The sequence below is a fragment of the Oceanobacillus profundus genome, from assembly GCF_003515705.1.
Taxonomy (GTDB): domain Bacteria; phylum Bacillota; class Bacilli; order Bacillales; family Amphibacillaceae; genus Oceanobacillus; species Oceanobacillus profundus.
On the sequence record NZ_QWEH01000018.1, the window covers coordinates 15,205 to 28,057 of the forward strand.

Annotated in this window: 10 protein-coding genes; all 10 read right to left on the minus strand. The window is 38.0% G+C overall.

Translation table 11 applies throughout. The features are described 5' to 3' along the window. Positions 1–18: 18 nt before the first annotated feature. Positions 19–843 (minus strand): carbohydrate ABC transporter permease, encoded by an 825-nt coding sequence (locus tag D1B32_RS19510; protein ID WP_240033852.1) that lies wholly within the window; start codon positions 841–843, stop codon positions 19–21. A gap of 17 nt (positions 844–860) precedes the next feature. Further along, a complete protein-coding gene (locus D1B32_RS19515; RefSeq protein WP_095313890.1) occupies positions 861–1,763 on the minus strand; it encodes a carbohydrate ABC transporter permease in 903 nt (300 codons plus the stop codon). 62 nt (positions 1,764–1,825) lie between these two features. Beyond that, complete coding sequence (locus tag D1B32_RS19520; RefSeq protein ID WP_095313888.1) at positions 1,826–3,148, minus strand: ABC transporter substrate-binding protein; 1,323 nt, start codon at positions 3,146–3,148, stop codon at positions 1,826–1,828. A gap of 651 nt (positions 3,149–3,799) precedes the next feature. Then, complete coding sequence (locus D1B32_RS19525) at positions 3,800–5,047, minus strand: nickel pincer cofactor-dependent isomerase, group 22 (RefSeq protein WP_095313886.1); 1,248 nt, start codon at positions 5,045–5,047, stop codon at positions 3,800–3,802. Between the two features lie 192 nt (positions 5,048–5,239). Continuing rightward, a complete protein-coding gene (locus tag D1B32_RS19530) occupies positions 5,240–6,199 on the minus strand; it encodes a hydroxyacid dehydrogenase (RefSeq protein WP_095313885.1) in 960 nt (319 codons plus the stop codon). A gap of 248 nt (positions 6,200–6,447) precedes the next feature. After that, positions 6,448–7,125 carry a FadR/GntR family transcriptional regulator gene (locus D1B32_RS19535; protein WP_392391126.1) on the minus strand — a complete coding sequence of 226 codons (678 nt, stop codon included), beginning with the start codon at positions 7,123–7,125 and terminating at the stop codon, positions 6,448–6,450. A gap of 81 nt (positions 7,126–7,206) precedes the next feature. Beyond that, the gene (gene gudD / locus D1B32_RS19540; protein ID WP_095313883.1) at positions 7,207–8,562 is read right to left on the minus strand and encodes a glucarate dehydratase; all 1,356 of its coding nucleotides are present in this window, start codon (positions 8,560–8,562) and stop codon (positions 7,207–7,209) included. A gap of 197 nt (positions 8,563–8,759) precedes the next feature. Further along, the gene (gene gucD, locus D1B32_RS19545) at positions 8,760–10,223 is read right to left on the minus strand and encodes an alpha-ketoglutaric semialdehyde dehydrogenase GucD (protein ID WP_095313881.1); all 1,464 of its coding nucleotides are present in this window, start codon (positions 10,221–10,223) and stop codon (positions 8,760–8,762) included. Positions 10,224–10,232: 9 nt separating this feature from the next. Next, a complete protein-coding gene (gene kdgD, locus D1B32_RS19550; protein ID WP_095313880.1) occupies positions 10,233–11,168 on the minus strand; it encodes a 5-dehydro-4-deoxyglucarate dehydratase in 936 nt (311 codons plus the stop codon). A 104-nt stretch (positions 11,169–11,272) separates the two neighbouring features. Beyond that, positions 11,273–12,805 carry a galactarate dehydratase gene (garD, locus tag D1B32_RS19555; protein WP_095313879.1) on the minus strand — a complete coding sequence of 511 codons (1,533 nt, stop codon included), beginning with the start codon at positions 12,803–12,805 and terminating at the stop codon, positions 11,273–11,275. Positions 12,806–12,853: the final 48 nt, after the last annotated feature.

Consider the following 12,853-nt stretch of genomic DNA (forward strand, 5'->3'; position numbering starts at 1 on the left):
CAAATTTTAATTGTGCACTTATCCCTTAACTGCTCCATCCGTTTGTCCGGAAATAAAGTATTTTTGTAACCAAATAAAGATGAGCAGACTAGGTATCGTCGTTAAGATGGAAGCAGCACTTATTAATTTTAAATTACCCCCATCAAAGTTTTGTGACATTTGTGCTAACGCAATTGATAATGTATACATGCTGCTTTCTGTCGTGTTGATCAGAGGCCATAAGTAATCTCCCCACGTAAAGGTAAACGTATAGATTGCTAGCGATATTAACGTTGGTTTCACAAGCGGCATAGCAACCTTCCACCATACTTGAAAACGATTCGCTCCATCCAGATAAGCAGATTCCTCCAATTCTTTAGGTACAGTCAAGAATGCTTGGCGCATAAAATAAATACCAAATGCAGTCGAAACCTGCAGCACAGCTAAACCTACATAACTGTTTCGCAACCCAAGCTCACCTGCGATTTGAAATAGAGGTGCCATATATAATTGGAAAGGAACGGTCATCGTAGAGATGATAAGCGTAAGAACAATACTTCTTCCTTTAAAATTCATTCGGGCAAGTGCATACCCAGCCATACTGCTGAATAGTAAGTTAAACGGTACTGCAATCCCAGTTACGATGACAGTGTTTAAAAGGTAGCGTAAGAAATCAGTCTTATAAAATGCATCAACAAAATTTGCAAACGTTGGATTAGCAGGTAATAATCCATCATAGATTCCTTGTGTTGCAGGTTTTAGCGCAATAAATAATGTATATAAAAACGGACCAACCGTTACGACACAAATTGCGAGCATGACAATATAGAGGATAATTTTCTTTGTTTGTGTCTTTGTTTTCACTTTCTTTCAGCTCCTTTTTAAGCCTTCAAATCATCTTCCCGACCACTTGTTAGCTTCATTTGAATGAGTGATCCAATAATGGCTAACAGTAATAAGACTAGTCCAGCAGCAGAAGCAATGGACACATCCAAATTCATGAACTTATCGTAAATATACATAACAAGTGTAGTAGTAGCCCCAGCTGGACCTCCATTGGTTGTCAGAGCTATTTCTTCAAAGACTTTCAATCCGTTAATAATAGTTAGAACCGAAACCAATGTCATGGAAGGAACCATCATCGGTACCGTAATCTTAAAGAATTGCTGTATGCCATTCGCACCGTCAATACTTGCTGATTCATACACTTGTTTTGGAATAGATTGCAGGTTTGCTAGATACATAATCATATAGTAACCAAGCCCTTTCCAAACGGTAATAAATGCGACCGCGATAAGTGCTGTTGTTGTATTCGTTAAAAAATTCATTGGAGAATCAATTATGCCTAGTTTTACGAAGAAGTTGGATACCGTACCATCCTGGGAATAAAGCATTTTCCACATTAATGCGGCTACGACAATCGGCGTTACAACTGGTAAATAATAAAGCACCCGAAAAGCCCCAACAGCACGTATTTTTTGATTAACTAGAACAGCTAAAATCATCGGAAGAAATATGTTTAAAGGAAGAACAATGGCAACATATAAGATTGTGTTCACAAATGCCATCCAAAACATTTCGTCCGAGAATATCTCTTTAAAATTAGCAAAACCTACAAATTCACTTGTATCTGCAATAATCTTATAATCTAGAAAACTCCATTGAAACGCTTCTATAATTGGTATTGCTAAAAACGTTACTAATATCACAATAGATGGAAGTAAGAATAACCAAGGTGTAATAGCTTCTGTTAGACTCTTTTTGGAGAAAGGATGTCTACTCATTCATATCCCTCCTGAATTTAGAGACTAGCAAGGGCTGCTAGTCTCTTCAGTTTTGTAATGTATTAGAATGTTGGTGTTAAACCAGCCTTTTCAAAGGATGCATCCCATTTTTCTGTGATTTCCTGCAAGGCTTCTTCAGGAGTTATATCTCCTTGGATATTTTTTACAAATGCCATTTTAACTATTTCATAAAGCTCAGAAGAATTTTCTACCGGTGGAATAAGCACCTTCGAACGTTCAAGAGAAGTTGATGCTTCTAACATCCCCAACGCTTTAGGTGAGTCCCCTGGATTCGTAAAATATTCATCCTCCAATGATTCCGTTGTGGAAGGAAGTACCGTTCCAGCAACTTTTGCAAACTCTAATTGATTTTCTGCATTCGTAACAAATTCCGCTAATGCAACTGCCGCATCTGGGTTATCTGTTTTTGATGGAATAGAAAAATTCATAACAGCTACGTTCATTGGCGCATCTAAGGCATTTAATGGTTGACCAGCTTTTGCTGCATTATATACATCTGGTGCACCAGATTCAATCGGTCCCAAGAAGGTTACCCCACTTTCAAGGAGGGATACATTATTAGCCATAAATAGTTCTTGTGCAGTAGAGAAAGATCCTTCCGCATTTTCCTGTGGCATAATCCCTTCTTCATACATTTTTTGTGTTAGCGTAAAGAACTCAAGAATCTCTTCATTTTCAGTTAATAACGCTTTTCCTTCTTCCACAATCGGCTCACCATTCGCTATGGAAATCATCTTTTCGATTACCGTGTCACCTTGGTTGATGATTTGGTAGTAAGAAGGTTTACCTGTTGCATCTGTAATAGCCTTGGCTGTATCATAAATTTCCTGTGTGGTTTGAGGAGTTTCCGTAATTCCAGCTTGTTCGAAATGGTCATTATTGTACCAGCTTACCGTAGTTGTTAAATACCAAGGTAAGGCATATAAGTCTTCTTCAAAATACCCTGCTTCAAAAGGGCCTTCTAAATAGGAATTTTGGACTTCTTCACTTACTAAGTCATTTAACTCTAAAAGCCCACCTTGTGCAGCAATATTAATCATATAACGCGGTGCTAGGTTCACAACGTCTGGAACATCATCACCAGTTAGTGAAGTAAGTACTTTTTGTTCAATTTCATTTTGTGGAATATCTTCTATGATGACATCAACTTCTGGATGCATTTCTTCAAATGCTGCTTCTAAATCAGCAAAATAACTATCAAATGGTTCACCAGCCAATGAAGCAGTCCACATGGTCACTTCCCCTGAAAGTTCACCTGATGATCCAGCGTCTGAAGTAGCATTTCCTTCATCCTCACTACTACAAGCCATTAAGCCAACTAAAAGTAAAGCAGTAACTAATGCAAATGAAAGTCTCTTTTTCATTCTTTTTTCCTCCCTTTTAATTGTGAAAACGGAAATTACCTCTTTATGAAAGCGTTTCCTTAACCTTCATTTTAATTGTTTGATAATTATATAGCAAGACTTTTCAGAAAAAATTTCTACTTTTTATCCTAATTTGAAAATTATTTCTATTAATTACTGTTTGTTTGCCTTCATTCAGATATATACGATATACAACTCTCTCTTACATACATTCTTAAAAAGCAACAATAAAATCAGATGCATGTAGAACTCATGCACCTGATTAGAATAATATTATGAATAACTCTTAATCCTTCACAACCATACCTGATGGATATCCGATATACAGCTGGAATTAAAACTAATTTAACCATTATTGTAAACAGCAGAAGAGATATAATCGCTGTCTCCATTGGCACCTGTTAATCAATTTCCAGTTGCATGCAAGCTGCGTGTACTGTTCGACCGTTTCTGCATCTTTCGTTTTCAAGCGCTGGACCTGGATAATAAGTTCTACTGGGTTTAACAATGGAAAGCTCACAAGATCTTAAACACTACGAATCCCTTATCGTAACCTGCTTCAGTCGTTCCAACCCTAAATCCTCGTCATTTATTAAAAATCCTTTCTGACAAAACCATGGTAAAGACAAAAAATTCAGCTTCCATCCAATTTTACCAATTAATAATATGAGGCTCGCCAAGTATTTTAATATTTTCATTTTGTTTTGCTTCAGCCAATAGGCTCTCTGAAATATAAATTTCCTTTATATGGAGTGTATTTTTTATTCGAACTAGCCGCACTTTTGATGGATCAAATAAAGCAGATGTTTTTATTCCTGCTTTAACTGCTGATTCTGGAGTATCCATGAACATTGGAAACTTTACCACATCGGTTACAAGACTTGTAAGGGCATTGGCAAATCCTTTATCCCAGGCTGTTTTTTCAAATACTTTTCGAGTGGTTATATCCGCTAGACCTATTCCGTTTGCATTATGATGTGTTTGTTCAGTGAGATCCAAAACTATGATTTTTGAGGTTTTTTGATCTCCTGTTGCGTACGGAGTCGGATATCGCCCGGTGATATGAGGATCCATCCCGCTTCCTGAAATATCTTTTCCGAGCTCGTCCACCACGAGAACATCAATAGGATTAAACATTAATCTCGGCATAAGTGATTTGGCTTCAAGTAACAATTCAGGTTCAACTTCAACTATTTTTTCGGCAGGAACAGCTATAATTTTGGCCGGTCTGTCATACGCATTTTCAATTGTACCAAGCCCAAAGATTATAGGAGCGTTAGCTAAAGTTATTCTAGCCATTGCCGGTACATGTTCGGCCATATATTTGAAACTGTAAGAATGTGCAGCATCCGCCCCTTTTTGTTTGCCAAGACCAATCGTAATCATTTTTGCAAGACCACTCTCATGGGTACCACGAAAGGCAGTATGCGGTTTAATCCTTGCTATAAAGATAATTTTATCCGCCTCGTAAGCATTTTTATCGATATATATTGGTAACCCCTTTGGTAATCTACCTAATTCAACGACATCCATAGTAGATATAATCGGAGCTCCAATGAATTCCTCTATAACTCCCAGTTTCTCTAATACATCCCGTTGACCTTCTGCTGTTGCCCCTCCGTGACTACCCATAGCTGGTACAATAAATGGTAGCCCACCAACTGATTTAACAGCATTAACTACTTCCCTTGTTAAAATAGGAATATCCGCTACACCTCGGCTTCCTACGGCAATTGCAACGCGATCACCTTCTGTAATTCTCGATAGCACCCCTGCTTCCTTAATCGCATCATGTACAGCTTTGTCTACCTCTAAAATCTCGGGAGCGTAAAAATCTTGCTGCACTTTAACCATTCTAGGTAAAGGTATGTCTTTTATTAAGGTTTCAATAACACGCATGCCTGCCACCTCATTATCATTTGATTACTTCTCATAACACCATTCCTATTCGAATGTTTTATTCCTTCTATAGTCCGCGACATCTACAAGCATAGTGAACGACCTCTTCTTATCAACCCTGTTTGTACTTACATGAGAATTCTTTAGACGAATTTTAGTTGACTATTTGAATGCCTTACGTCTAGAACTCTTTTAAGTCATTTCCTGTTTATTCACCCAAAAATGCGGTTTCTCTTTGTTTTTAATTCGGATAATTTCCTTTGCGCAATCTAATGACATTTCGTTCATTGCTTCGTTGGTTAATGCGGCTATATGTGGTGTGACGATAATATTATCAAGTTCCCACAAAGAATGATTCAAGCAAGGTGGTTCTTGTTCAAAAACATCTAATGCTGCTCCAGCGATAGACTTTTCTTTTAAAGCGGTTGCTAATACTTCTTCGTCAACCAGCCCTCCCCTTGCAGCATTAATTAAAAATGCGGAAGGTTTTATCCATCCAATCTTTTCTTTATTAAATAGATGATGGTTGGAGGTATTGTATGGTAAATGCAACGATATAAAATCAGCTTGTTTAATCAATTTTTCCAAATTATTTTCAATAGAGATATAATCAATCATTGGTTGATCTATATATGGGTCGTATGCAATCACCCTCATCCCGAATCCTAGAGCGCATTTTTCAGCTACCAACTTCCCTATATTACCTAAACCTAAGATCCCAAGGATTTTACCTTTTAACTCTGTTCCAGGTAAACTATTTCGTATACTATAATCTCCATCTCTAACTGCGCGATCAGCCTTATTTATTTGACGGGAAATGGAGAGTATCAATCCAACTACATGTTCTGCTACGGAATTAATATTAGCAGTTGGAGTATTGGTTACATAGATTCCACGATTCGTGGCTGCCTCTATATCAATGTTATCTAAACCAACACCGTATCGTGCTATAATTTTCAACTTAGTTGCGTTGGCAATTATTTCACTGTTTATTATGTTTGTTCTAAGCACTACCGCATCGTAATGTTGTATGGAACCCTTAAGTTCATCTGTAGTCATCTCCTGTTGCACATCAACTGTACAACCATTGTTTTCCAGATAATCAATACCTGCCTGCGCTATTTTCCTTGGAACTAATACGCTAAATTTCATTTTTCTCCTCCTAATTGCATTTCGTAAATAGTATGAATACACACAAATTACTTATTGGATAATTTACACTTCGGATGAATAAACGTAGCTTCCTGATTTTAGGGAAACAATAATCTAAGAAATATACATATCTCCTCTTATTTCATAATTTCATACACCTAAACAACTTTTTATACAAAATGAAAACAGGATAATAAACTGTTCCTGTTTACATCCTGTATAGTTCTTCTAAGAAGCAATTATTCAGATTAGGTATTCAATATCTTGTTTCGAACAAAACTCAAATGTTTGTACATTTGTTTAAAAGCTTCATGGGGATCCCGCTTTTTTAAGGATTCATATATTGCAAGGTGATGTTCCATCGTAATCTCGGGTTCGCGATATTCAATTAAACTATCCGTTTTTTCATGTGTAATAAGAAGTGATGTGATCATACCCTCTAAAACTGGATTATTTGCACTAAGCGCGATAATTCTATGAAATTCTTTATCGTATTTACCATAGTTTGTATGCGCGTTTATTTTAATATCATTGATTGAATTATATAAACGATCCAATTGTTCATCCGTAATTTTTTCAGCCGCTATCGTCACAAGTCCTAATTCTAATGACATACGGGCTTCAAACAGAGCAGGTAAATTATTAATGGAGAGTGAGATCATCGCTGTAAATGGATTACTTCCTACCTTGTCATTTACAAACGTTCCTCCACGGGGTTTGCGAGTAATTATTTCCAATGTTTCAAGCGAACTTAATGCTTCCCGCAACACTGGTCTACTAACATCTAATTGCTTCATTAATTGCATTTCAGGTGGTAGCTTATCACCTGATTTTAATTGCCCACTTACCAAAAGAGCGACAATTTTCTCTAACACTTGCTGTGAAAGTGTACTCCTTTGTACTGTATCGACAAAATAATTTTCCAAATTAGTCATTCCTCCTCAAACACTGCTATCTATATATATGTTTTCCAACTAACGAACCCTCTTTATTTTAACATTTTATTATCATTCTCTAACTAAGCAAGGTTTTTTATTATTAAATTCCCATCCAGGAATTAAATATTGCATGGCGATAGCATCGTCACGTCCCCCAAGATTTTGTTCATTATATAATTGATTTGCCTCTTTGATTTTTTCCATATCTACTTCTATACCAAGACCTGGTACTTGTGGCACCTCTATTTTTCCATCGATAATTTGAAAAGGTTGTTTTGTTAATCGTTGTCCATCTTGCCATATCCAATGGGTATCTATCGCTGTAATATGCCCCGGGGCTGAAGCAGCCACATGTGTAAACATCGCGAGTGATATATCAAAATGATTATTTGAATGGGACCCCCAGGTTAATCCCCATTCATTGCACAATTGCGCCACCCTAACTGATCCTTGCATTGTCCAAAAGTGGGGATCAGCAAGTGGTATATCAACCGCATTCAGCTGTATGGCATGTGCCATTTCTCTCCAATCCGTTGCAATCATGTTCGTGGCGGTAGGGATACCTGTCGCACGACGAAATTCTGACATTACCTCACGTGACGAATAGCCACCCTCGGCACCACAAGGATCTTCAGCATATGAAAGAACATCTTGCTGATTTTTACATAGATGAATTGCTTCATTCAATGACCAAGCTCCGTTCGGATCCAATGTGATTCTTGCATTGGGGAAACGTTTGGCCAGTGCCTTTACAGCTAATATTTCTTCTTCTCCCTTTAAGACCCCACCTTTTAATTTAAAATCATTAAAGCCATATCGTTCATGTGCAGCTTCAGCAAGAGAAACGATTGCATCAGGGGTTAAAGCCTCTTCATGGCGTATCCTCATCCATTTATCTTTTGAATTGGGATTACTTACGTAGGGAAGATCTGTTTTCCGTTGATCACCGATGTAAAAAAGATACCCTAGCATCTCCACATGTGTTCTTTGTTGTCCATCACCAAGCAGTTCCGAAACTGGAACTCCAAGAAATTTACCCAATAGATCAAGCAAGGCTGCCTCCAGAGCGGTTACTGCATGTATTGTTGTCCTAAGGTCAAATGTTTGAGAACCTCTTCCACCCTCATCCCTAAAAGAGAACATTGTTCGAACAGTATTTAAAATATTATTATAAGCACCAATTGGTTTACCTATTACATAAGGTATTGATTCTTCAAGCGTTTGACGGATCGATTCTCCACCTGGAACTTCACCTACTCCTTTATTCCCATGATTATCTTCTAAAATTACAATGTTGCGCGTAAAAAAAGGACCGTGTGCTCCACTTAAATTCAATAGCATACTGTCATGACCAGCTACTGGAATAACGATCACTTTCTCAATTCGCAATGTATTAATTCTTTTTGGATATTCTGTACTTACCATACAGCATTCCTCCTATATTGTTAAAATTAGTTTTAATAGAAATTATTAAATTTTAAACGCTAATCGTTTATCGAATTCTAAAATATGTATTGCCTTTTGATCAAATGTAAGTGTAAATAAAAGGATGCCACTATATATGCTTTGAAACTTTAAAAAATGGGGAGTAAGCATAGCGTGCATAACTCCCCTTTCCATTATTATTTTACAAATACCGTTTTTATTGAAGTATAAAATTCTATCGCAGCCCGCCCTTGTTCACGGGAATGGGAACTTGATTGTTTCATGCCTCCAAATGGGGCTTGCAGCTCTACCCCAGCGCTTTCTGCATTGATTCTAACCAGTCCAGCATCCATTTCATTTATGAACTCCAACATATTTCGAACTTTCGTTGTAAAAATAGAGGCACTTAGACCATATTCCGAATCATTTGCCATTTCTAATGCCTCTTCGACTGTATCTACCTTCATAAGGGCCAATACTGGTCCAAAAATCTCCTCTTTGGCAATGATCATGTTCGTTGAAACCTCCTCAAAAACAGTTGGTTCCACAAAATAACCATTTGTTGTATCGGGGGTAGAAACACGCTTACCACCAAATATTAGTTTAGCACCTTCCTTCTTGCCCTTCTCTATATAGGAAAGTACATTCTCAAGTTGACCTTCACTAACAACAGGTCCCATCCAGTTACTTTCTTCCATTCCACTTCCGACAGTTATCTCAGCAACTTTTTTAAGAAGCTTTTCCCTGAATTCATCATAAACCCCGCTTTGAACGATCACTCGACTGGTTGCCGTACATTTTTGTCCAGTCGATTTAAGTCCTCCACTGATAGTTGCATCAACAGCAAGATCCAGATCTGCATCATCCGTAACAATTACAGGATTTTTCCCTCCCATTTCGAGTTGGTATTTAATTCCGCGATTCAAAGCCGCACTACCAATTTTTTTACCAACATTATTTGACCCAGTAAAAGTAATGCCATCAACCTTGTGATGTTCAGCCAACCCTTGCCCAATGACAGACCCCGATCCTGTCACCATGTTAATGACACCTTTTGGAAGCCCAGCATCATGAAAGCATTCAATAACTTTTGCACAAGTTACCGCTGTATCACTGGCTGGTTTAATTACTACTGTATTTCCATAAATAAGTGCCGGGGAGATTTTCCATATAGGAATCGCAACAGGGAAATTCCAGGGAGTTATTACCCCTACTACCCCAAGTGGCGCCCTTGTAGTAAACATAAGTGCTTCACTGTCCGATGACGGTATAACATCGCCTACAGATCGCATTCCCTCCCCCGCATAATAACGTAAAATCGCAACACCTCGTGCTGTTTCACCTTTTGCTTCAGCGAATGTCTTGCCCATTTCCTTCGTCATTGTTTCAGCTATACTTTCCAGGCGTTCTTCCATAACAGCAGCAACTTTAAACAGATAATCGCCTCTTGTACTTCCTGATAGCTTCCTCCAACCTTTTTGGGATTGACTAGCTGCAACAACTGCTTCGTCTAAATCATTAGCAGATGATAGTTGATAAGAACCTAAAACTTCGGCATTTCGGGAAGGATTTAAACTTTCAGCTGTTTTACCTGAATCAGATGCAATCCATTCACCATTAATATAGTTTAAATATGTCTTGGTTTTCGTTTCAGTAGTCATAAGAACCTCCTATTTTAATGTTGTTGCTGCTTTTGCAGGGTATTTTTGTGAAGCTTTATTAATAATTTCTTTTAGCTGCTCATAATGTTGATCCTCCACCTTGGCGACTGGTGCTCTTACATGTAAACTTACCGGAAGACCAATGGCTTTCATCCCAGCCTTAATAAGTGAAACCGCATATCCTTTCTTTTGACTTCTAATTCGATGAATCGGTAAAATAATTTCTTCATACAAATTGTGAGCCATCTCTTTATCCCCACTTAAAAGTGCTTCATAATACATCGCTGAAATATGAGGGATATAGTTGGATATTGCCGATGAATAGGATCTGAATCCAAGGTTTATATAGGCCTCCATCGTAACTTCTGCTAAGGGCATTCCGTTTATCCATGCAAGACGATCACCAAACAAATGTGTAAACTCTGCGATTTGTTCCATATTACCAACACCGTCTTTAAAGCCTATCAACTGCGGAAACTCACATAATCTCCTTAATGTATCCGCATTCAAAATACAGTTATCGCGGTTATATACAATAGCATTGAGATCAGTGTTTCCTATAATCTCACTCAAATAATTGTATAAACCGTCCTGTGACGGATTGATTAAGTATGGTGGCATGATCAAGTAACCATCTACCCCGAGTTCTTCGGAAATCTTTGTCTGTTCTAGAGCAGATGTGATATTGCCGCCTACACCTGTATAAAGTGGAACGCTCCCCTTTACTCTTTCAACAGCTACTTCTACTATTAACCGGTATTCTTCATTACTGAGAGCATGAAATTCCCCAGCCCCACATGCTACAAATATGGAAGATAGTCCTTCCTTTAGCAAAAAGTCAATATTGGCTTCTAATCCGTTTAAGTCTAATTTCCCTTGTTCGTTCATTGGTGCAACCGGAAAACCTAAGATCCCCGATGGGGCTTGTCTTTTCTTCGTAACCATATAAATTCCGACCCTTCTTCATTATAATTATGAATATTATGTTAATTATATTGTAAGACAAATAATAATAGATGTCAATCGCATTGACCGATTATTTATATTTATCATGTAACAGGAGATGGATTAAATAGTGCAAGATCATTGTGAATCCCCCATTTATCCGCCCATGTCTTTTTCGTTCCACTGGCAACCTCAAGAATATCCTTAAAAATCTCCCATCCTATTTCTTCTATCGTTGCTTCCCCATTGGCTATTTTCCCTGCATTTATATCGATGAGATCATGCCATTGTTCTTGCAAAGTATTTCTTGTTGAAACCTTCAGCACTGGGGCAATCGGCAGATTATAAGGTGTTCCCCGCCCTGTAGTAAATACTTGTAAATGAATACCTGATGCGAGTTGAAGTGTTCCGCAAACAAAATCACTTGCAGGAGTAGCAGCGAAAGTTAATCCTTTCTTCTTTACCTTTTCTCCAGGCGCAAGTACATCCGTTATTGGCAAGGTTCCCGATTTAACAATTGAACCTAATGATTTTTCAACGACATTTGATAAGCCACCCCGCTTATTTCCTGGAGATGGATTTGCACTTCGATCCGCCTGCCCTTTGTTCAAGTAATTGTCATACCACTTCATTTCGCGGATTAAGCTATCCCCCACCTCTTTTGTAGCAGCACGAGGAGTTAACAAATGAACCGCGTCTCTTACTTCTGTTACTTCCGAGAATAAAACGGTTGCTCCTGCTCTGACGAGAAGATCTGTCGCAAACCCTAACGCCGGGTTTGCAGTGACCCCGGAAAATGCATCACTACCACCGCACTGTACCCCGATTACCAAATCTGAAACGGAACAGACTTCCCTCTTACGTTTGTCTAATTTATCCAATCTTTCCTCTGCCATATTAATAATGGACTGAACCATATTTACAAATCCACTTTCGTTCTGTAAGGTCAAAATATTATCATTATCTTCTCCATCATTTAGACGCTGTGGTATTAGTTTTTCACAGCCCAATCCAATAATCATTACTTCTCCACCAAAGTTTGGATGTTTGGCTAAATTTTGTATGGTACGAATTGGTATTGTGGCATCAGGAGCATTGATGGCAACACCGCAACCATAGTTATGATTTAAAGCAACTACATCATCTACATTAGGAAAACGAGGTAACAAATCTTCTTTAATTCTTTTTACTGCGTATTCCAAAACACCCACTACACATTGAACACTAGTTGTTATACCTAAAATATTTTTTGTTCCTACACTTCCATCGGAATTGCGATAGCCAAGGAAAGTGAATCCTTCTTCCAATGGAGAAACATCTACTAGATTAGTAGAAAAAGGAAGATTGTCTAATCCTGGGGGAGAAGGCATATCGACTAAAGATTCCCTTATCCAGCTCCCTTTTTTTATATGATCTTTTGCATATCCTATCACTTCACCGTAACGGATAATTTCTTCTTCTGCCGCTATATTACATAATGCTACTTTATGCCCCTCGGGGATTCTTTCGTTAAGTGCCAAACCACATGAAAATTTGGCGCCTTTCGTTAGTCCCCCCGAATTTACGATAATTGCTGTATTATCTTTGGTACTCACTTTAATATATATAGGAGTATCAGTATCTAATTTATTGCCCATTTACTTCATTCCCTCCTCCTAAAATATAAATTACATTATCAAAACTAC

Excerpts from the sequence above, each read along its gene's own strand:
- D1B32_RS19515 (WP_095313890.1), bottom strand. The coding sequence starts at position 1,763 with ATGAGTAGACATCCTTTCTCCAAAAAGAGTCTAACAGAAGCTATTACA.
- D1B32_RS19520 (WP_095313888.1), bottom strand. The coding sequence starts at position 3,148 with ATGAAAAAGAGACTTTCATTTGCATTAGTTACTGCTTTACTTTTAGTT.
- D1B32_RS19525 (WP_095313886.1), bottom strand. The coding sequence starts at position 5,047 with ATGCGTGTTATTGAAACCTTAATAAAAGACATACCTTTACCTAGAATG.
- D1B32_RS19530 (WP_095313885.1), bottom strand. The coding sequence starts at position 6,199 with ATGAAATTTAGCGTATTAGTTCCAAGGAAAATAGCGCAGGCAGGTATT.
- gudD (WP_095313883.1), bottom strand. The coding sequence starts at position 8,562 with ATGGTAAGTACAGAATATCCAAAAAGAATTAATACATTGCGAATTGAG.
- gucD (WP_095313881.1), bottom strand. The coding sequence starts at position 10,223 with ATGACTACTGAAACGAAAACCAAGACATATTTAAACTATATTAATGGT.
- kdgD (WP_095313880.1), bottom strand. The coding sequence starts at position 11,168 with ATGGTTACGAAGAAAAGACAAGCCCCATCGGGGATCTTAGGTTTTCCG.
- garD (WP_095313879.1), bottom strand. The coding sequence starts at position 12,805 with ATGGGCAATAAATTAGATACTGATACTCCTATATATATTAAAGTGAGT.